Below are 19,995 nucleotides of genomic sequence, written 5' to 3' on the forward strand. Positions count from 1 at the left end.
TCCTCATAACATTCGTGGGAGTGCGGGTGGCGCCCGAGAGCACCGCCCTTTCAAATTCAGGTCAGTCGCGCACCGGGCCAGGGGCCAGGACTTCACGCGAACCGTTGGTGTTCATGGACGTCACGACCCCGGCCATTTCCATGGCTTCGATCATGCGCGCAGCGCGGTTGTAGCCGATTTTCAGCTTGCGCTGAACCGCGGAAATGGAGGCGCGACGGCTTTCCAGGACGAACTGCACCGCTTCGTCGTACAGCGCGTCGGTCTCGGGATCATCGCCGTCGCCACCACCGCTGCTGCCTTCAAAGCCACTGCCGGCCTCTTCGACACCGTTGAGGATGTCGTCGTTATACTCCGGCGCCCCGCGCAGTTTCCAGGCTTCCACCACCCGGTGAACCTCGTCATCGGAAACGAACGCACCGTGGACACGGATCGGCAGGCTGGTGCCCGGCGGCATGTACAACATGTCACCGTGACCCAGCAATTGTTCGGCGCCGCCCTGGTCGATGATGGTCCGGGAGTCGATCTTGCTCGATACCTGGAACGCCATGCGGGTCGGAATGTTGGCCTTGATCAGACCGGTGATCACATCCACCGACGGCCGCTGGGTCGCCAGGATCAAGTGGATACCGGCTGCCCGCGCCTTCTGGGCGATACGGGCGATCAGTTCTTCGACCTTCTTGCCGACGATCATCATCATGTCGGCGAATTCGTCGACCACCACCACGATGGTCGGCAGCTTCTGCAGCAATGGCGCTTCGTCGTGGATGCTTTCGCGCTTGTACAGCGGATCGCTCAACGGCTCGCCGGCGTCCTGGGCTTCCTTGACCTTGGCGTTGAAGCCCGACAGGTTTCGCACGCCCATCTTCGCCATCAGTTTGTAGCGCCGTTCCATTTCGGCGACGCTCCAACGCAAGGCGTTGGCGGCGTCCTTCATGTCGGTGACCACCGGGCACAGCAGGTGCGGGATGCCTTCGTAGATCGACAGCTCAAGCATTTTCGGGTCGATCATGATCAGCTTGGCGTCTTCCGGGCCGGACTTGAACAGGATCGACAGGATCATCGCGTTCACACCCACCGACTTACCGGAGCCAGTGGTACCTGCCACCAGCAGGTGCGGCATTTTCGCCAGGTCGGTGATGACCGGCTTGCCGCCGATGTCGTGGCCCAGGGCCAGGGTGACCGGCGACTTGAAGTTGTCGTACTCGGGGGTCGACAGCACCTCGGAGAAGCGCACGATCTGCCGGTCTTCGTTGGGAATCTCGATACCGACCGTGGTCTTGCCCGGAATCACTTCCACGACCCGAACACTGGTCACGGCCAGGGAACGCGCCAGGTCCTTGGCCAGGTTGGCGATACGGCTGACCTTGACCCCGGCCGCCGGCTGGATTTCGTAACGGGTGATCACCGGGCCCGGATGGATCGAATCCACGGTGACTTCGACGCCGAACTCCTTGAGCTTGATTTCCAGCAAGTGACCGACTGCCGCCAGGGATTCCGGCGAGTAATTGAGTTGTTTCTTTTCCGCCGGGTCGAGAATCGAGATCGGCGGCAAGGTGCCTTCCACGGCGCTGTCGACGAACAGCGGCGCCTGTTTCTCTTTTTCCACGCGCTTGCTCGGCGCCACCGGCTTGACCGGGGCCGGGGCAATCACCGGCGGCACCTGCTTCTCGCGCTCGGACATGTGCTTGCTCAGGGCCTGCTCGCGCTCGATCAGGCGTTCCTTGACCTTGGCCTGCTCGCGCTTGTCGGTGACGGTCGGCGCGACCACGTCATGTACGCGGTCATCGACTTCACGCAATTGCGCGACCAGTTGCTTGCGCTCGGTCCGGGCCGCCCACCAGCGATTGGCGGCACCCTGGAACAGTTCGAACAGGTCCAGGGTGATCTTGCCGGTAACGTCCATCACCTTGAACCACGACAGGTCGGTGAACACGGTCAGGCCGAACAGGAACAGGGCGATGAACAGCAACGTACTGCCTTGAATGTTCAGCGCGTTTTTCGCCAGGTCGCCCAGGCTTTCGCCCAGCGCACCGCCAGCGCCGGCCGGCAGACCGGTCGCGGCATGAAAGTGGATATGCGCCAGCGCAGCGCCGGACAGCACCAGGAACACCAGGCCGATCAGGCGCCAGGAGAACAGCCAACCGCTCCACTGCCACGGCTCGTGACGCTGACGGAAGATTTGATAAGCCTTGATCGCCAGCAACAGCGGGAAGATATAGGCGAAGTAACCGAGCACCATGAACAGGATATCGGCGCTGTACGAACCTGCCGGACCGCCGAAGTTCTGAACGTCGTCGATCTTGCTGTTATGGCTCCAGCCCGGATCGTCCTTGCCGTAGGTCAGCAAGGCCATCATCAGGAACAGGCACAACGCGCCGATGGCGATCAATGCACCTTCCTTGAGGCGGTAGTGCAATTGCTGGCGCCAGAGCGGAACGATTGTCTTGGGTGCTTCGGTGGATTTCTTCAAAACGCTTCTATTCCTGCGCCCAAGGCGCGTCCATCTGTTGATTGACTATAAAAAACTGCCCAATCCAGGCAGGTAAAAAAGTTAACAGGCGCAACTGGGACTACTTTTAACACTGCGCCCTGGTTTTTATAAACAGGGTGCGCAACGGTCATTTTGTTACAAACACTGTTACAACCAGGCATTGTACGGGTTTGTTCGTTCGATGCCATGCTTGGAACACTTGGATGTAGCATAGTCAAAAGCACATTACATGCGACTCAATTTGAGCATGCATTCTCTTTTGTGACAAAGGCTTATGAGGTGTTTTTATGAGCGAAGCGCAACATCACCGCCTGATCATTCTGGGTTCCGGCCCCGCCGGTTACAGCGCAGCCGTGTATGCCGCCCGCGCCAACCTCAAACCCGTCGTCATCACTGGCATACAGGCAGGTGGCCAGCTCACCACTACCGTCGAAGTCGATAACTGGCCAGGCGATGTCGAAGGCCTCACCGGTCCGGTCCTGATGGAGCGCATGCAAAAACACGCCGAGCGCTTCGATACACAGATCGTTTACGACCACATCCATACGGCCAAGTTGCAAAAGCGTCCGTTCGAATTAACCGGCGACAGCGGCACTTATACCTGTGACGCGCTGATCATCGCCACCGGCGCTTCGGCGCAGTACCTTGGCCTGCCATCGGAAGAGACGTTTGCCGGCAAAGGGGTTTCGGCCTGCGCGACCTGCGACGGTTTCTTCTACCGCAATCAGGTGGTCGCGGTGGTGGGCGGCGGGAACACGGCGGTTGAAGAGGCGCTGTACCTGTCGAACATCGCCAGGGAAGTTCATCTGATTCACCGTCGCGACAAGCTGCGCTCGGAGAAAATCCTCCAGGACAAACTCTTCGAGAAAGCCGCCAATGGCAATATCCGCCTGCATTGGAACCAGAATCTGGATGAAGTGCTGGGCGATGCCAGCGGCGTGACCGGCGCCCGCCTGCGCGACAGCCATACCAGCGAAACCAGCGAGCTGGCAGTGACCGGAGTGTTCATCGCTATCGGCCACAAACCCAATACCGATCTTTTCATCGGCCAACTGGAAATGCGCGATGGCTACCTGCAGGTCTTGGGCGGCAGCGAAGGCAATGCCACCGCGACCGCCATCCCGGGCGTGTTTGCCGCCGGCGACGTGGCCGACCACGTCTATCGCCAGGCGGTCACCTCCGCCGGGGCCGGCTGCATGGCAGCCCTCGATGCGGAAAAATACCTCGACGACATTCCCGCCGTTTAACGGCACACTGGGTGGCGGGCCTTGTGCCCGCCACCACCCTCCCCTTCTGCAAGCCCGGACGCCATGCTGACTTGGTTACAACGCAATTCCCTGACTTTCCCGCCGCTGGAAAAAGCCATGCGCGACCCCAACGGCCTGTTGGCCGCCGGCGGCGACCTGTCTGCCGACCGGTTGATCCAGGCCTACCGCCACGGCTGCTTCCCCTGGTTCTCGGAAGGCCAGCCGATTCTCTGGTGGTCACCGGATCCGCGTACCGTTCTGTTTCCCGACGAGTTGCACGTTTCCCGCAGCCTGAACAAATTGCTGCGCCAACAACGCTATCAAGTGACCTTCGACCGGGATTTTGCCGCGGTCATCCGCGCCTGCGCCGCCCCACGGGAATATGCCGACGGCACCTGGATCACCGAAGCCATGCAGGACGCCTATCTGGACCTGCATCGCCGCGGTTTCGCGCACTCGGTGGAAGTCTGGGACCAGGGCACACTTGTCGGTGGACTGTACGGCCTGGCGATGGGCCGGCTGTTTTTCGGCGAATCCATGTTCAGCCGCGCCGACAACGCCTCCAAATATGGCTTTGCCACACTGGTGCGACACTTGAAAGACTCGGGTTTTGTGCTCATTGACTGCCAGATGCCCACCGACCATCTGCACAGTCTGGGCGCCCGGTCGATTCCGCGCGGGGCATTTGCCGGCTACCTGGCGCAGTACCTGGACCAACCCAGCCGCGCAACCTGGGTTTGCTGAGCGTCTTTCGCGCGTGTGGCTTACACTTAGAGACGCCCCTAATCAAAAGCTTATCCCGAGGGTTGATCATGACCGAGTTGGCGCGTTTGAAGTTTTATGCCACTCAGCCCCACGCCTGCAGTTATCTGCCCGAGGAGCAGGCCACGACCCTGTTTCTCGATCCTAGCCAGCCCATGGATGTGCATGTCTATGCAGACCTGTCGGAAATGGGTTTTCGTCGCAGTGGCGACCACCTGTATCGACCCCATTGCCAGAACTGCAATGCGTGTGTACCGGCGCGCATTCCTGTTGTGCCATTCACCCCCAACCGTCAGCAGAAGCGCATTTTCAAGCGCAACGCCGACTTGCAGGTCCGGCCGGCCAAGCCAGGATTCAGCGAAGAATATTTCGACCTCTATCAGCGTTATATTGAAGAGCGGCATGCCGACGGCGACATGTATCCGCCCAGTCGCGATCAGTTTTCGACGTTCCTGGTGCGTGACCTGCCGTTTTCACGGTTTTACGAATTCCGCCTGGACGGCCGGCTGCTGGCGATCGCCGTCACCGACCTTCTGCCGAATGGTCTGTCGGCGGTCTATACCTTCTATGAGCCCGACGAAGAGCGTCGCAGCCTGGGGCGTTACGCCATCCTCTGGCAAATCGCCGAGGCCCGGCGCCTGGGGCTGGATGCGGTCTACCTGGGCTACTGGATCAAAAACTGCAAAAAAATGAGCTACAAGACCCAATATCGCCCCATTGAGCTGCTGGTTAACCAGCGCTGGGTCGTTCTGAACTAGAGCACAGCCTTAAACCCCTTGGCTTGAACCCCACTTTTCGGGCACAATGCACGCCGCTTTTGCCTGGCGCAGTTGCACCGGGCCATTCACTGGACACCGAGGGCTTTACTGCATGTCGAAAGAAGACAGCTTCGAAATGGAAGGCACTGTCGTCGACACCCTGCCCAACACCATGTTTCGCGTGGAGTTGGAAAATGGGCACGTCGTAACCGCGCATATTTCCGGCAAGATGCGCAAGAACTACATTCGTATTCTTACCGGCGACAAAGTGCGCGTCGAGCTGACGCCCTATGACTTGAGCAAAGGGCGCATCACTTACCGCGCTCGCTAATCAGGTCAATACAAGACGCCCGGCTTATGCCGGGCGTTTTTGTTTGCCTGCAACAATTTCACGACGACGCAGACCCCCTGTGGGAGCGAGCCTGCTCGCGAAAGCGATTTATCATTCAGCATCCATGTTGACTGCCCCACCGCTTTCGCGAGCAGGCTCGCTCCCACAGGGGTCAGTTCATAACAGACAGACAGCAAAAAGGCGCCGAACAGGCGCCTTTTTGCTGTGTTGCGGTTAACGTCAGGCCATTTCGGCCGTGGTCTCGAACTCGAAGGTCAGTTCGCCGTCCTTGATGTCGATGTGTACCACACCGCCATGTTCGGCCAGTTCGCCAAAGAGGATCTCCTCCGCCAGTGGACGCTTGATCTTGTCCTGGATCAGGCGAGCCATGGGTCGAGCACCCATCATCGCGTCGTAACCACCGGCTGCCAGCCAGCTGCGCGCAGCATCGGTGACTTCCAGCAGTACACGCTTGTCTTCCAGTTGCGCCTGAAGTTCGATGAGGAACTTGTCCACCACGCTTTTGATGACCTCATGACTGAGGCGACCAAACTGGATGATGGTGTCCAGACGGTTGCGGAATTCAGGCGTGAAGCTCTTCTTGATCACTTCCATCGCATCGGACGAGTGATCCTGCAGCGTGAAGCCGATCGAAGCACGCGCCGCAGTTTCGGCACCGGCGTTGGTCGTCATGATGACGATCACGTTACGGAAATCCGCCTTGCGCCCGTTGTTATCGGTCAACGTACCGTGGTCCATGACCTGCAGCAGCAGGTTGAAGACTTCCGGATGCGCCTTCTCGATCTCATCGAGCAGCAGCACGCAATGTGGCTGCTTGGTGATGGCTTCGGTCAGCAGACCACCCTGATCGAACCCGACATAGCCTGGAGGCGCACCGATCAGACGCGATACGGTGTGGCGCTCCATGTATTCGGACATGTCGAAGCGAATCAGCTCGACACCCAGCGCCTTGGCCAGCTGACGCGCCGCTTCGGTTTTACCGACACCGGTAGGCCCGGCGAACAGGAACGAACCGACAGGCTTGTCAGGCGACTTGAGACCGGCGCGGGACAGTTTGATCGCGGTCGCCAGGGAGTCGATCGCGGCATCCTGACCGAACACCGTCAGCTTCAGGTCACGCTCAAGGTTACGCAGCAGCTCTTTGTCGGAGCTGGTGACGTGTTTTGGCGGAATCCGCGCAATTTTCGCGACGATGTCCTCGACCTGAGGCACTTCGATGCGTTTTACGCGCTTCTCGATCGGCTGCAGGCGCTGGTAGGCACCCGCCTCGTCGATGACGTCGATGGCCTTGTCCGGCATGTGCCGGTCATTGATGTAACGCGACGCCAGTTCGGCAGCGGCACGCAGGGCCTCATCGCTGTACTCGATGTTGTGATGCTGTTCGAAACGCCCTTTCAGACCCCGCAGGATGCCAACGGTGTCTTCCACCGATGGCTCCGACACATCGACTTTCTGGAAACGTCGCGCCAGGGCACGATCCTTCTCGAAGATGCCGCGGAATTCCTGGAACGTGGTCGAACCGATGCAACGGATATCACCGGACGACAACAACGGCTTGAGCAGGTTCGAGGCGTCCATGACGCCACCGGACGCAGCACCCGCACCGATGATGGTGTGAATTTCGTCGATGAACAGGATCGCCTGCGGGCGTTTTTTCAGCTCATTGAGCAACGCCTTGAAGCGCTTCTCGAAATCGCCGCGGTATTTGGTTCCGGCCAGCAAGGCACCCAGATCGAGGGAGTACACCACGCTGTTGGCCAGCAGGTCCGGCACCTGGTTGTCGACAATGCGCTTGGCCAGGCCTTCGGCAATCGCGGTTTTACCCACGCCCGCCTCACCCACCAGCAGCGGATTGTTTTTGCGACGACGCGCCAGGATCTGCGCGACGCGCTCGACTTCCAGCTCACGGCCTACCAATGGATCGATACGACCCTGGCGCGCGAGTTCGTTAAGGTTACTGGCATAAGCATCCAGTGGATTGCCTGAAGAAGAAGACTCACCGCCCTCGTCGTCCTGCATATCTTGCTCACCCTCAGAGTGATCGCCGTGCCCCGGCACCTTGGAAATGCCGTGGGCGATGTAATTGACGACATCGATGCGGGCAACGCTCTGCTGTTTCAGCAGGAACACTGCCTGACTCTCTTGCTCACTGAAGATCGCGACCAGCACGTTGGCGCCAGTCACTTCGCGTTTGCCCGAGCTCTGTACGTGAAACACAGCACGCTGCAGGACACGCTGGAAGCCCAGGGTTGGCTGGGTTTCGCGATCCTCGTCATGCACGGGGATCAATGGCGTGGTGGAGTCGATGAACTCCTGCAGGTCATGCTTGAGTTTGTCGAGGTTTGCGCCGCACGCGCGTAAAACGGTGGCGGCAGCCTCATTGTCCAATAGGGCCAGCAGGAGGTGCTCGACGGTCATGAACTCATGACGCTTCGAACGTGCCTCCTTGAAGGCAAGATTGAGGGTGACTTCGAGCTCGCGGTTTAACATAGCTTCACCTCATACCCAAGTGTCCGGCGATTAACCGTCCTTCTCGATTTCACAGAGTAGCGGATGCTGGCTTTCCCTGGCGTACTGGTTGACCTGCATGGCCTTGGTCTCGGCGATGTCGCGGGTAAACACTCCACATACTGCCCGCCCTTCTGTATGGACGGCCAGCATGACCTTGGTCGCCAGCTCGCGATTCAGGTTAAAAAACACCTCGAGCACTTCGACGACGAAATCCATCGGTGTGTAGTCATCATTAAACAAAACCACCTTGTACATCGGCGGCGCCTGTAAAGCAGGCTTAGCCTCCTGAACAGCAATGCCTGCGGAATCGTCGTCGTGTAAATCAGGGCGATCCTGATTGAATGTTAGTCGAATCTGGCTGATTGCATGCATGGAAAGAAAGGTTCGTCAGTTGTGCAAATACAGTGGTGGGGGCGGTCTTGAACGTTTTCAACTCCGACTGCCGGGTCAGCTTGACTATCGGCAAAACGGTGTTACAACCAATAGAGCCCACAGTGGGTAAAAAAGGTCCGCGGAGTCAACTTTTTTCGAAGAAGTGACTGCGGATGAACTGGATGATACTCCAGTGATGGAGTCTGTTGCAGAGGGATATGAGCATGGCGTTCGGCAAGGTGAAATGGTTCAACAATGCCAAGGGTTACGGTTTCATCAATGAGGACGGCAAGACAGAAGATCTGTTTGCCCACTACTCAGCCATCAAAATGGACGGTTATAAAACCCTGAAGGCCGGCCAGGCCGTGACCTTCAACATCATTCAAGGGCCCAAGGGACTGCATGCGGTCGATATCAATGACGCAGCCGTCAAGAATGCTGACCCGGCCGCCATTGCGACGCCCGCCAGTGCTCAAGACACCGCCCTGAGTTAACTGCTCCACCTATCATCCAGTCATAAAAAAACCGCCCGACTCAATCATTTGAATCGGGCGGTTTTTATACGTCTGTCGTTCGCTTACATGTGCTTGATCAACGCCTCACCGAACCCGGAAGACGAAACCAGGGTGGCGCCTTCCATCAGACGTTCGAAGTCATAGGTCACGGTCTTGGCCTTGATTGCACCGTTGGTGCCCTTGATGATCAGGTCCGCCGCCTCGGTCCAGCCCAGATGACGCAACATCATCTCGGCCGAAAGAATCACGGACCCCGGATTGACCTGATCCTTGCCGGCATACTTCGGCGCCGTACCGTGGGTGGCTTCGAACATGGCCACGGTGTCGGACAGGTTGGCGCCTGGCGCGATACCGATGCCGCCCACTTCCGCCGCCAGGGCGTCGGAGAGGTAGTCACCATTGAGGTTGAGCGTGGCGATCACGTCGTATTCGGCTGGACGCAGCAGGATCTGCTGAAGCATGGCATCGGCAATGGCGTCCTTGACGATGACTTCGCGACCGGTTTTCGGATTCTTGAACTTCATCCATGGGCCGCCGTCGAGCAGCTCGGCACCGAACTCTTCCTTCGCCACCTCATAACCCCAGTCCTTGAAGGCACCTTCGGTGAACTTCATGATGTTGCCCTTGTGCACGATGGTCAGCGACTTGCGGTCGTTGTCCACTACGTATTGCAGGGCCTTGCGCACCAGACGCTTGGTGCCTTCTTTCGAAACAGGCTTGATGCCGATACCACAGTCCTGGTCGAAACGGATCTTGGTGACGCCCATTTCTTCTTTCAGGAACTTGATGACTTTGGTGGCTTCAGGGGAGCCGGCCTTCCATTCGATACCGGCATAGATGTCTTCGGAGTTCTCGCGGAAGATCACCATGTCGACGTCGCCAGGCTTTTTCACCGGGCTGGGCACACCTTCGAACCACACCACCGGCCGCAGGCACACATACAGATCGAGTTGCTGGCGCAGGGCAACGTTGAGCGAGCGGATACCGCCACCGACCGGCGTGGTCAGCGGCCCCTTGATGGAGACGACGTAATCTTTCACGGCATCCAGGGTTTCCTGGGGCAGCCAGGTGTCCTGGTCGTAGACCTGGGTGGCTTTCTCACCGGCATAGACTTCCATCCAGGAAATCTTGCGCTTGCCCCCATAGGCCTTTTCCACGGCAGCATCAACCACTTTGATCATTACGGGGCTGACGTCGACGCCAATGCCGTCGCCTTCAATGAACGGAATGATCGGATTATCAGGAACATTGAGAGAATGGTCGGCGTTGACGGTGATTTTTTCGCCGACGGCTGGAACCTGAATCTTCTTGTAACCCATGCTGAACTCCATTGATTGGATTGAACATCTGGCTTGGTTCGAGCGTAACCCAGTTAAATCGGCGCGCAAACCCTATGTTCCATCGATCTGCCGCAAAGCCGCACAACCGCTGAGCTACAAGCCTGAAAGCAAAGGGAAAAACGCCAAACCCAAGCACGACGAATGACCCTGCGCCGCTAATTTCCTTCAACGCTCCCTGCGACCTTTAGACCAATGGACGAGAATCGATTCACTTGAACCATCGGCAGATTGCCAGCTACCTATGTATAATGCCGCCCGCTGACCAAAGGGTCACGAAGGCCGACCTCTCCTTGCTACCCAAATGTAGCCGAGACTTTCCGCCCATAGCCGGACTGTTACCGCAGCCCGACTGCTTGACGCTCTACTGATGCACCCAACATCACCGCGAAGAAACCTCGAAATTCGGCTCATGGATGACTTTGAACGAACGCGCTTACCCGGCGCCCCTCGAGTTTCTGCGCACGCTTTAGCAAAGAAGAGAGAGTTAATCCGAATATGCCCAACCGCTCGAAGATCATCTATACCTTCACCGACGAAGCCCCAGCCCTCGCCACCTATTCACTGTTGCCTATCGTAGAGGCCTTCACCGCCTCCGCTGATATCGCCGTTGAAACCCGCGATATCTCTCTTGCAGGGCGCATCCTGGCCAGCTTCCCCGAGCAACTGGGCGACAAAGCCGTAGCCGACCACCTCGCCGAACTGGGCGACCTGGCCGTTACGCCTGAAGCCAACATCATCAAGCTGCCGAACATCAGCGCCTCGGTTCCGCAGCTGCAAGCCGCGATCAAGGAACTGCAAGCCCAGGGTTACAACCTGCCGGACTACCCGGAAACCGTGACCAGCGACGCCGACAAAGAAGCCAAGGCCCGTTACGACAAGATCAAGGGCAGCGCCGTGAACCCGGTCCTGCGCGAAGGCAACTCCGACCGTCGCGCCCCGCTCTCGGTCAAGAACTACGCACGCAAGCACCCGCACAAAATGGGCGCCTGGGCTGCGGACTCCAAGTCTCACGTTGCGCACATGAGCACCGGCGATTTCTACGGCAGCGAAAAAGCCGCCCTGATCGACGCCGCTGACGCCGTGAAGATCGAACTGATCGCGCAAGACGGCACCCGCACCGTCCTGAAAGAAAAAACCAGCGTTCAGGCTGGCGAGATCCTCGATTGCGCCGTGATGAGCAAGAACGCTCTGCGCGCCTTCATCGCCGCTGAAATCGAAAGCGCCAAGCAACAGGGCGTGCTGCTGTCGGTTCACCTCAAGGCCACCATGATGAAGGTCTCCGACCCGATCATGTTCGGCCAGATCGTTGCCGAGTTCTATAAAGACGCACTGGCCAAGCACGCTGACGTGCTGGCACAGATCGGCTTCAACCTGAACAACGGCATCGGCGACCTGTACGCTCGCATCAAGGCCCTGCCGGCCGAGCAACAAGCGGCCATCGAAGCCGACATTCAGGCGGTGTACGCCGTTCGTCCATCGCTGGCAATGGTCAACTCCGACAAGGGCATCACCAACCTGCACGTGCCGAGCGACGTCATCGTCGACGCCTCGATGCCAGCCATGATCCGTGACTCCGGCAAAATGTGGGGCACCGACGGCCAGCTGCACGACACCAAGGCCGTGATCCCGGATCGTTGCTACGCCACCATCTACCAGGCCGTGATCGAAGATTGCAAAGCCAATGGCGCTTTCGATCCGACCACCATGGGCAGCGTGCCGAACGTTGGCCTGATGGCGAAAAAAGCCGAAGAGTACGGCTCCCACGACAAGACCTTCCAGATCAAGGTCGACGGCGTGGTTCGCGTGACCGACAGCAAAGGCACCCTGCTGATGGAACAGGCTGTTGAAGCCGGCGACATCTTCCGCATGTGCCAGACCAAGGACGCGCCGATCCAGGACTGGGTCAAACTGGCCGTCAACCGTGCCCGCGCCAGCGCCACTCCGGCGATTTTCTGGCTGGACCCGATGCGCGCTCACGACGGCGTAGTGATCGAGAAAGTTCAGGCCTACCTGAAGGATCACGACACTGCCGGTCTGGACATCCAGATCATGGCGCCGGTCGACGCAATGAAGTTCACCCTGCAACGCACTCGCGAAGGCAAGGACACCATTTCGGTGACCGGTAACGTACTGCGCGACTACCTGACCGACCTGTTCCCGATCATGGAACTGGGCACCAGCGCCAAGATGCTGTCGATCGTCCCGCTGATGAACGGCGGTGGCCTGTTCGAAACCGGCGCTGGCGGTTCGGCACCGAAGCACGTTCAACAGCTGCTGGAAGAGAACTTCCTGCGCTGGGATTCCCTGGGCGAGTTCCTGGCCCTGGCCGCTTCCCTTGAGCATCTGGGTGTGAACTACAACAACCCGAAAGCCCTGGTACTGTCCAAGACCCTGGACCAGGCCACCGGCCTGTTCCTGGACAACAACAAGTCGCCATCGCGCAAAGTCGGCAACATCGACAACCGCGGCAGCCACTTCTACCTGGCGCTGTACTGGGCCCAGGCCCTGGCCGCCCAGACTGAAGACACTGCACTGCAAGCGCAGTTCGCGACCCTGGCCAAAACCCTGACCGAGAATGAAGCGACCATCGTTGCCGAGCTCAACGCCGTTCAGGGCAAGCCAGTGGACATCGGCGGTTACTACCACGCCGACGCCGACCTGATCAGCAAGGCCATGCGCCCGAGCGCCACGCTCAACGCGGCGATTGCTGCGCTGGTGTAAGGCTGTAACGATGTAAAGAAACCCCGGCCTCGTGCCGGGGTTTCTGTTTCTGACACGCCAACATCCTGTAGGAGCAAAGCTTGCTCGCGATGCAGGCACCGCGGTATTCCAGATACACCGCAGTGATACCATCGCGAGCAAGCTTTGCTCCTACAATGATTCGAGGCAAATTCATGGAATGGCAACCCCACATCACCGTCGCCACCATCGTCGAAGACAATGGTCGCTTCCTGATGGTCGAAGAACTCAAGCATGGACGAACGGTGCTCAATCAGCCCGCCGGCCACCTGGACCCGGACGAAACCCTGACCGAAGCCGCCGTGCGCGAAACCCTCGAGGAAACCGGCTGGGATGTCGAGCCGACTGGCGTGCTGGGCATTTATCTCTATACCGCGCCGAGCAACGGCGTAACCTACCAACGGGTGTGCTTCATCGCCAAAGCACTGAAACACCACCCCGATTATCAACTGGACGACGGCATCGTCGGCGCCAAGTGGCTGACCCGTGAGGAATTAATGGCACAGCGCGACAACTGGCGTAGTGAGCTGATCATCCGTTGCATCGACGACTATCTGGACCGCCAACACTTCGGTCTCGAACTGATCCGTCCTTCTCTTTAGCCTTGCGGGCTTGAGCCTGTTAGAATCGCGTCCTTTTTCAAGACACTCATTGAATCCCTATGCGTGATCCAGCCCCTTCTGATACACAAAAGAAGCGCGTCATTGTCGGCATGTCCGGCGGCGTGGACTCTTCCGTTTCCGCTCTCCTGCTGATCGAGCAAGGCTATGAAGTGGAAGGCCTGTTCATGAAGAACTGGGAAGAGGACGATGGAACCGAATACTGCACCGCCATGGATGACCTCGCGGACGCCCAGGCTGTGTGCGACAAGATCGGCATCAAGCTGCACACCGCCAACTTCGCCGCCGAGTACTGGGACAACGTGTTCGAGCACTTCCTGGCCGAATACAAGGCCGGCCGCACGCCGAACCCGGACATCCTGTGCAACCGCGAGATCAAGTTCAAGGCGTTCCTCGACTACGCCATGATGCTCGGCGCCGACCTGATCGCCACCGGTCACTATGTGCGTCGCCGCGATATCGATGGCCGTACCGAACTGCTCAAGGGCCTGGACCCGAACAAGGACCAGAGCTACTTCCTGCACGCGGTCGGTGGCGAACAGATCGCCAAGACCCTGTTCCCGGTCGGCGAACTGGAAAAACCCCAGGTGCGTGCAATTGCCGAGAAGTACGAACTGGCGACCGCGAAGAAAAAGGATTCCACCGGGATCTGCTTTATCGGCGAGCGCCGTTTCAGCGATTTCCTCAAGCAATACCTGCCGGCGCAACCGGGCGAAATCAAAACCACCGAAGGCGAAGTCATCGGCCGGCACCACGGCCTGATGTACCACACCATCGGCCAGCGCCAGGGCCTCGGCATCGGCGGCTTGAAAGACGCCGGCGAAGAGCCGTGGTACGTACTGATCAAGGACCTGGAGCACAATGAACTGATTGTCGGCCAGGGCAACGATCACCCGTGGCTGTTCTCCCGCGCCCTGCTCGCTTCCGACATCTATTGGGTCAACCCGATCGACCTGAGCCAGCCACGCAAGCTGACCGCCAAGGTCCGCTATCGCCAGAGCGACCAGCCCTGCACCCTGGAAAAAACCGCCACCGGCTACCGCGCCACCTTCGAAGACCCGCAACGCGCGGTCACGCCGGGCCAGTCCGTGGTGTTCTACGACGGTGAAATCTGCCTCGGCGGCGGTGTTATCGAAGTTGCAGAACCATGGACTAGCAAAGGCCAGGCCCGATGAGCCCGACTCAGGAGCAACTGACGGCACTGGGCGGCGTATTCCTCGCCGCCGTGCTGGTGGACAAGATCGCCAAGACCGGCCAGACCAACGAAGCCGGCCTGATCTGCATGCTCGGCAGCCTGCTGATCCGCGACCCCAAGGACACCCTGGAGGTGTACGGCGGCGACGACATCAATCTGCGCGAAGGTTATCGTGCCTTGATCGGCGCCCTGGAACGCGACCCGAGCGCCCTGCAGCGCGAACCGCTGCGCTATGCGCTGGCCATGCTTGGCCTCGAGCGTCAGCTGGCAAAGCGCAACGACATGCTGGACATCATCGGCAAACGCCTGCCGCAGATCCAGTCCCAGGTCGAGCACTTCGGCCCGGCTCACGAAAACGTGATCGCCGCCTGCGGTGCGCTGTACCAGGACACCCTGAGCACCCTGCGCCAGCGCATCCAGGTCCACGGCGACATGCGTAACCTGCAGCAACCGAGCAATGCCTCGAAAATCCGCGCCCTGTTGCTCGCCGGTATTCGTTCGGCACGGTTGTGGCGGCAATTGGGCGGTCATCGCTGGCAACTGGTGGTCAGCCGCCGCAAATTGCTCAAAGAGCTTTACCCGCTGATGCGCAGCAGCTGAAGCGCACCGGCAACACCGATTTGTAGTCAGTAACGCGTAATACGCTGGTCAGTTGGCAACGGACCCGCGGATTTTTTCATGTATGATACGCGCCCCATTTCGTTGCCCGACTGTCCGAGAACACCCCATGCAGCTCTCTTCGCTCACTGCGGTTTCCCCTGTTGACGGCCGCTACGCCGGCAAAACCCAGGCCCTGCGCCCAATTTTCAGCGAGTACGGCCTGATCCGTGCCCGCGTTCTGGTTGAAGTGCGCTGGCTCCAGCGCCTGGCCGCTCACCCTGCCATCAGCGAAGTACCGGCGTTCTCCGCCGAAGCCAACGCTGTGCTCAATACCCTGGCGGAAAACTTCTCCCTGGAGCACGCCGAGCGCGTCAAAGAGATCGAGCGCACCACCAACCACGACGTCAAGGCCATCGAATACCTGCTCAAAGAGCAAGCGGCCAAGCTGCCGGAACTGGCCAAGGTCAGCGAATTCATCCACTTTGCCTGCACCAGCGAAGACATCAACAACCTGTCCCACGCCCTGATGCTGCGCGAAGGCCGTGATGACGTGATGCTGCCGCTGATGCGCCAGACTGCCGAAGCCATCCGCGAACTGGCCATCCGCTTCGCCGACGTGCCAATGCTGTCGCGTACCCACGGTCAACCGGCTTCGCCGACCACCCTGGGCAAAGAGCTGGCGAACGTGGTGTACCGCCTGGAGCGCCAGATTGCTCAGGTCGCCGCCGTTCCGCTGCTGGGCAAGATCAACGGCGCTGTCGGCAACTACAACGCCCACCTGTCGGCCTACCCTGAGATCGACTGGGAAGCCAACGCCCGCGCCTTCATCGAAGACGAGCTGGGCCTGGGCTTCAACCCGTACACCACGCAGATCGAACCGCACGACTACATCGCCGAGCTGTTCGATGCGATCGCACGCTTCAACACCATCCTGATCGACTTCGACCGCGACATCTGGGGCTACATCTCCCTGGGCTATTTCAAGCAGCGCACCATCGCTGGCGAAATCGGTTCGTCGACCATGCCGCACAAGGTCAACCCGATCGACTTCGAAAACTCCGAAGGCAACCTGGGCATCGCCAATGCACTGTTCCAGCACCTGGCGAGCAAGCTGCCGATCTCCCGCTGGCAGCGCGACCTGACCGACTCCACCGTTCTGCGCAACCTCGGCGTCGGCTTCGCCCACAGCGTGATCGCGTACGAAGCGAGCCTCAAAGGCATCAGCAAGCTCGAACTCAACGCGGAAAAAATTGCTGCCGATCTGGACGCCTGCTGGGAAGTGCTGGCCGAGCCGATCCAGACCGTGATGCGCCGCTACAACATCGAGAACCCGTACGAAAAACTCAAAGAACTGACCCGCGGCAAGGGCATCAGCCCAGAAGCGCTGCAGACTTTCATCGACGGCCTGGAAATGCCTGCCGCCGCCAAGGCCGAGCTGAAATTGCTCACCCCGGCGAACTACATCGGTAACGCTGTAGAGCAAGCCAAACGCATCTGATCGACCGCTTGACCCTTTTAAGACGCCCGGCCGCGCCGGGCGTTTTTATTCCCGTATGAAAAGTAATTTTTTTCAATAGGTTACACATGAATCCTGACATTCCTCTTCAACTTTTGGGCGGCATCACGGCACGGGAATTCCTGCGCGACTACTGGCAGAAAAAACCGCTGCTGATCCGTCAGGCGATTCCTGATTTCGAAAGCCCGATCGATGCCGACGAACTGGCCGGCCTGGCGCTGGAAGAAGAAGTCGAATCGCGCCTGATCATCGAGAACGGCGAGCGCCCATGGGAACTGCGTCGCGGCCCGTTTGCCGAGGACGAGTTCAGCAAATTGCCGGAACGCGACTGGACCCTGCTGGTTCAAGCCGTCGATCAGTTCGTCCCGGAAGTCAGTGAACTGCTGGAGCACTTCCGCTTCCTGCCGAGCTGGCGCATCGACGACGTGATGATCAGCTTCGCCGCCCCGGGTGGCAGTGTCGGCCCGCACTTCGACAACTACGACGTGTTCCTGCTGCAGGGCCACGGCAAGCGCAACTGGAAAATCGGCCAGATGTGCGACTCCGAAAGCCCGCTGTTGCAACATGCGGACCTGCGCATCCTCGCCGACTTCGAAGCGACCGACGAGTGGGTCCTGGAACCGGGCGACATGCTGTACCTGCCGCCGCGCCTGGCCCACTGTGGCGTGGCCGTCGATGACTGCCTGACCTACTCCGTGGGTTTCCGTGCGCCGAGCGCCGCTGAAGTGCTGACCCACTTCACCGACTTCCTCAGCCAGTTCCTGCCGGACGAAGAGCGCTACACCGACGCCGACGCCCTGCCGGCGGTCGACCCGCATCAGATCCAGCACGACGCCCTCGACCGCTTGAAAGGCCTGCTGGCCGAACACATGAGCGACGAGCGCCTGCTGCTGACCTGGTTCGGCCAGTTCATGACCGAGCCGCGCTACCCGGAACTGGTGGTGGGTCCGGAAGACCTCGAGGAAGACGACGTCCTCAGCGCACTGGAGCAAGGCGCAGTGCTGATCCGCAACCCGAGCGCGCGCCTGGCCTGGTCGGAAGTGGATGACGACCTGCTGCTGTTCGCCAGCGGCCAGAGCCGTTATCTGCCGGGCAAACTGCGCGAACTGCTGAAAATGATTTGCGCCGCCGATGCCCTGCACGTCGACAATCTCGGCCCATGGCTGAGCGACGAAGACGGCCGCGGCCTGCTGTGCGAACTGGTCAAGCAAGGTAGCCTGGGGTTCGCCGATGAATAAGATTCACGTACGTGTCGCAGACTGGCAGAAGGACAACGCCGAGATCCGGCGCATTCGTGAAGCGGTGTTCGTCGCCGAGCAATCCGTTCCACCTGAACTGGAATGGGATGCCGATGACGTCACTGCAGTGCATTTCCTCGCCCTCGAAGGCGACTTTCCGGTTGGCACCGCACGCCTGCTGCCCGACGGTCACGTCGGCCGGGTGTCGGTACTCAAGGACTGGCGCGGGTTGAAAGTCGGCGATGCGCTGATGCACGCAGTGATTGACGAAGCCGAGAAGCGCGGGCTCAAGCAGCAAATGCTCAGCGCCCAGGTTCAGGCTACGGCGTTCTATGAGCGACTGGGTTTCAGCATGGTCAGTGAGGAGTTCCTGGAGGCAGGGATTCCTCATGTGGACATGGTGCGCCATTCGGCCTGAGCCAATCGCGAACAGGCTGTGAAACACACCACAAAACGCCCCGTCATTTTCGGATGCCGGGGCGTTTTGCTGTCTAGGATTCAACTAGCGCCAATACGAGCCGACAAACTGGCACTATCAACACATGCACCTGTAGGAGCGAGCCTGCTCGCGATGAACGTAAACGATAACGCTGGAAACCTGATACTCCACTGCGCTCTCAAGACCATCGCGAGCAGGCTCGCTCCTACATAAACCACGAAGTCGGAGATAACGGATATGTCCCTACGCACCCTGCTCACCACCCTGTTGGTGAGCTGCAGTTTTTCGGTCATGGCGGCCACCGAAATCGTACCGCTGAACTATCACACCAGCGCCGACATGCTGCCGGTAGCCCAGGACTTCATCGGCAAGGAAGGCCAGGTCAGCGCCTACGGCAGTCAGCTCATCGTCAATGCCGATCAGCGCAAGATCGACGAACTTAAAGCACTTTTATCCCAACTCGACACTGCCCCCAAACGCCTGCTGATCACCGTCGACACCAATGAAAACAACTTTCAGGGTGACCAGGGTTATACCGTGAATGGCGTCAAACCGAGCCAGACCCGGATCATCAACCGCAGCACTGACAGTCGTGACGGCGGCATCCAACAAATCCAGGCCACCGACGGGATGCCCGCACTGATCCAGGTCGGCCAGAGCGTGCCGATCACCAGCAGCCAGAGTGACTCCTATGGCGGTTACAGCAGCCAGACCCAATACCGCAACGTCACCCAGGGGTTTTATGTGACCGCCACCGTCACTGGCGAGATCGTGCGCCTGTCGATCAGTACCAACCGTGACCGCATGAGCCAGGAACGTCCCGATGTAGTGAACGTGCAAAGCACCGACACAACCATCACCGGCCACTTGGGCGAATGGATCCTGCTGGCCGGGGTGAATGGCCAGACACAGGCCGATAAACAGGGCCTGGCCCGCAGTTATTCGACCCAAAGCCGGAACGACATCACGCTGCGAGTAAAGGTCGATACTTTGGACTAAGCCACCGAATACTGACTGGCGGGTCGTATTAGACCAAAGATGTAGTGCTTGAAAAAAAGCACTACAAAATGTTTGACGAGCCAAAAAAGCGAAGGCATGATGGCCTCGCTCCCGCTAACCAGGGGCCCTGGCAAGGGCCTTCGAGGCGATGTTCGCACCTACCCCGCGAACCGCTTCGTGTCTGTACCGCCCACAAGGTGTGTTTGACGAGGTTGTCGACTGGAACGAAGTTGTCCCGAGGGACGGAAGCGTTTTTAGGTAACCCGGCACCACACTGATGTTCGTACCAAGGCCCACGATG

The 19,995-nt window shown here is 59.3% G+C and carries 19 protein-coding genes; 14 read left to right on the forward strand and 5 right to left on the reverse strand.

From position 1 onward, the window contains the following. Positions 1-61: 61 nt before the first annotated feature. Complete coding sequence (locus LAB08_RS19610; protein ID WP_096510137.1) at positions 62-2,470, reverse strand: DNA translocase FtsK; 2,409 nt, start codon at positions 2,468-2,470, stop codon at positions 62-64. Continuing rightward, entirely contained in the window at positions 2,467-2,679 is a 213-nt protein-coding gene (locus tag LAB08_RS19615; RefSeq protein WP_157755690.1) for a hypothetical protein, read from the reverse strand. Before LAB08_RS19615 ends, LAB08_RS19610 begins: the two co-directional genes overlap by 4 nt. A gap of 99 nt (positions 2,680-2,778) precedes the next feature. On the opposite strand from LAB08_RS19615, the gene trxB reads away from it, so the two are divergent. From trxB to infA, 4 genes are all read left to right on the forward strand, one after another. Further along, entirely contained in the window at positions 2,779-3,738 is a 960-nt protein-coding gene (trxB, locus tag LAB08_RS19620; protein WP_096510136.1) for a thioredoxin-disulfide reductase, read from the forward strand. A gap of 63 nt (positions 3,739-3,801) precedes the next feature. Beyond that, positions 3,802-4,482 carry a leucyl/phenylalanyl-tRNA--protein transferase gene (gene aat, locus LAB08_RS19625; protein ID WP_096510135.1) on the forward strand — a complete coding sequence of 227 codons (681 nt, stop codon included), beginning with the start codon at positions 3,802-3,804 and terminating at the stop codon, positions 4,480-4,482. A gap of 68 nt (positions 4,483-4,550) precedes the next feature. After that, complete coding sequence (locus LAB08_RS19630) at positions 4,551-5,258, forward strand: arginyltransferase (RefSeq protein ID WP_096510134.1); 708 nt, start codon at positions 4,551-4,553, stop codon at positions 5,256-5,258. Positions 5,259-5,370: 112 nt separating this feature from the next. After that, positions 5,371-5,589, forward strand: a complete 219-nt coding sequence (gene infA / locus LAB08_RS19635) for a translation initiation factor IF-1 (protein ID WP_002553999.1) — start codon at positions 5,371-5,373, stop codon at positions 5,587-5,589. 240 nt (positions 5,590-5,829) lie between these two features. On the opposite strand, the gene clpA is transcribed toward infA, so the two are convergent. Together clpA and clpS are read right to left on the reverse strand one after the other, a co-directional pair. After that, the gene (clpA, locus tag LAB08_RS19640) at positions 5,830-8,100 is read right to left on the reverse strand and encodes an ATP-dependent Clp protease ATP-binding subunit ClpA (RefSeq protein ID WP_096510133.1); all 2,271 of its coding nucleotides are present in this window, start codon (positions 8,098-8,100) and stop codon (positions 5,830-5,832) included. A 30-nt stretch (positions 8,101-8,130) separates the two neighbouring features. Then, complete coding sequence (gene clpS, locus LAB08_RS19645) at positions 8,131-8,493, reverse strand: ATP-dependent Clp protease adapter ClpS (RefSeq protein WP_015094394.1); 363 nt, start codon at positions 8,491-8,493, stop codon at positions 8,131-8,133. A 224-nt stretch (positions 8,494-8,717) separates the two neighbouring features. On the opposite strand from clpS, the gene cspD reads away from it, so the two are divergent. Further along, entirely contained in the window at positions 8,718-8,987 is a 270-nt protein-coding gene (gene cspD, locus LAB08_RS19650; protein WP_096515287.1) for a cold shock domain-containing protein CspD, read from the forward strand. An 83-nt stretch (positions 8,988-9,070) separates the two neighbouring features. Here the strand turns inward: cspD and icd are convergent, their stop codons facing one another. Next, positions 9,071-10,327: an NADP-dependent isocitrate dehydrogenase gene (gene icd / locus LAB08_RS19655; protein ID WP_096510132.1), complete on the reverse strand. Its 1,257-nt coding sequence runs from the start codon at positions 10,325-10,327 to the stop codon at positions 9,071-9,073. Here icd and LAB08_RS19660 point away from each other — a divergent pair. From LAB08_RS19660 to LAB08_RS19700, 9 genes are all read left to right on the forward strand, one after another. After that, positions 10,326-10,493, forward strand: a complete 168-nt coding sequence (locus LAB08_RS19660) for a hypothetical protein (RefSeq protein ID WP_172901580.1) — start codon at positions 10,326-10,328, stop codon at positions 10,491-10,493. The genes icd and LAB08_RS19660 overlap by 2 nt on opposite strands. Before the next feature lie 350 nt (positions 10,494-10,843). Further along, a complete protein-coding gene (locus LAB08_RS19665; RefSeq protein WP_096510131.1) occupies positions 10,844-13,069 on the forward strand; it encodes an NADP-dependent isocitrate dehydrogenase in 2,226 nt (741 codons plus the stop codon). A 173-nt stretch (positions 13,070-13,242) separates the two neighbouring features. Beyond that, positions 13,243-13,689: an NUDIX hydrolase gene (locus LAB08_RS19670; protein WP_096510130.1), complete on the forward strand. Its 447-nt coding sequence runs from the start codon at positions 13,243-13,245 to the stop codon at positions 13,687-13,689. Between the two features lie 59 nt (positions 13,690-13,748). After that, complete coding sequence (gene mnmA / locus LAB08_RS19675) at positions 13,749-14,882, forward strand: tRNA 2-thiouridine(34) synthase MnmA (protein ID WP_096510129.1); 1,134 nt, start codon at positions 13,749-13,751, stop codon at positions 14,880-14,882. Beyond that, the gene (hflD, locus tag LAB08_RS19680) at positions 14,879-15,502 is read left to right on the forward strand and encodes a high frequency lysogenization protein HflD (RefSeq protein ID WP_096510128.1); all 624 of its coding nucleotides are present in this window, start codon (positions 14,879-14,881) and stop codon (positions 15,500-15,502) included. The genes mnmA and hflD overlap by 4 nt, the downstream gene beginning before the upstream one ends. A gap of 127 nt (positions 15,503-15,629) precedes the next feature. Next, entirely contained in the window at positions 15,630-17,000 is a 1,371-nt protein-coding gene (gene purB, locus LAB08_RS19685; protein ID WP_096510127.1) for an adenylosuccinate lyase, read from the forward strand. An 86-nt stretch (positions 17,001-17,086) separates the two neighbouring features. Next, positions 17,087-18,256, forward strand: coding sequence for a ribosomal protein uL16 3-hydroxylase (locus LAB08_RS19690; protein WP_096510126.1), 1,170 nt, complete (start codon positions 17,087-17,089; stop codon positions 18,254-18,256). Then, the gene (locus LAB08_RS19695) at positions 18,249-18,674 is read left to right on the forward strand and encodes a GNAT family N-acetyltransferase (RefSeq protein WP_096510125.1); all 426 of its coding nucleotides are present in this window, start codon (positions 18,249-18,251) and stop codon (positions 18,672-18,674) included. Before LAB08_RS19690 ends, LAB08_RS19695 begins: the two co-directional genes overlap by 8 nt. 258 nt (positions 18,675-18,932) lie before the next feature. Continuing rightward, on the forward strand, positions 18,933-19,694 hold the full coding sequence (locus LAB08_RS19700; RefSeq protein ID WP_096510124.1) for a secretin N-terminal domain-containing protein: 762 nt from the start codon (positions 18,933-18,935) through the stop codon (positions 19,692-19,694). The last annotated feature ends 301 nt before the right edge of the window (positions 19,695-19,995 follow it).

The organism is Pseudomonas izuensis (assembly GCF_002356535.2).
Classification (GTDB): Bacteria; Pseudomonadota; Gammaproteobacteria; order Pseudomonadales; family Pseudomonadaceae; genus Aquipseudomonas; species Aquipseudomonas izuensis.

Coding starts and splice junctions, on each gene's coding strand:
- LAB08_RS19615 (WP_157755690.1), bottom strand. CDS start 2,679: ATGGCATCGAACGAACAAACCCGTACAATGCCTGGTTGTAACAGTGTT.
- trxB (WP_096510136.1), top strand. CDS start 2,779: ATGAGCGAAGCGCAACATCACCGCCTGATCATTCTGGGTTCCGGCCCC.
- aat (WP_096510135.1), top strand. CDS start 3,802: ATGCTGACTTGGTTACAACGCAATTCCCTGACTTTCCCGCCGCTGGAA.
- LAB08_RS19630 (WP_096510134.1), top strand. CDS start 4,551: ATGACCGAGTTGGCGCGTTTGAAGTTTTATGCCACTCAGCCCCACGCC.
- infA (WP_002553999.1), top strand. CDS start 5,371: ATGTCGAAAGAAGACAGCTTCGAAATGGAAGGCACTGTCGTCGACACC.
- clpA (WP_096510133.1), bottom strand. CDS start 8,100: ATGTTAAACCGCGAGCTCGAAGTCACCCTCAATCTTGCCTTCAAGGAG.
- clpS (WP_015094394.1), bottom strand. CDS start 8,493: ATGCATGCAATCAGCCAGATTCGACTAACATTCAATCAGGATCGCCCT.
- cspD (WP_096515287.1), top strand. CDS start 8,718: ATGGCGTTCGGCAAGGTGAAATGGTTCAACAATGCCAAGGGTTACGGT.
- LAB08_RS19660 (WP_172901580.1), top strand. CDS start 10,326: ATGCTGAACTCCATTGATTGGATTGAACATCTGGCTTGGTTCGAGCGT.
- icd (WP_096510132.1), bottom strand. CDS start 10,327: ATGGGTTACAAGAAGATTCAGGTTCCAGCCGTCGGCGAAAAAATCACC.
- LAB08_RS19665 (WP_096510131.1), top strand. CDS start 10,844: ATGCCCAACCGCTCGAAGATCATCTATACCTTCACCGACGAAGCCCCA.
- LAB08_RS19670 (WP_096510130.1), top strand. CDS start 13,243: ATGGAATGGCAACCCCACATCACCGTCGCCACCATCGTCGAAGACAAT.
- mnmA (WP_096510129.1), top strand. CDS start 13,749: ATGCGTGATCCAGCCCCTTCTGATACACAAAAGAAGCGCGTCATTGTC.
- hflD (WP_096510128.1), top strand. CDS start 14,879: ATGAGCCCGACTCAGGAGCAACTGACGGCACTGGGCGGCGTATTCCTC.
- purB (WP_096510127.1), top strand. CDS start 15,630: ATGCAGCTCTCTTCGCTCACTGCGGTTTCCCCTGTTGACGGCCGCTAC.
- LAB08_RS19690 (WP_096510126.1), top strand. CDS start 17,087: ATGAATCCTGACATTCCTCTTCAACTTTTGGGCGGCATCACGGCACGG.
- LAB08_RS19695 (WP_096510125.1), top strand. CDS start 18,249: ATGAATAAGATTCACGTACGTGTCGCAGACTGGCAGAAGGACAACGCC.
- LAB08_RS19700 (WP_096510124.1), top strand. CDS start 18,933: ATGTCCCTACGCACCCTGCTCACCACCCTGTTGGTGAGCTGCAGTTTT.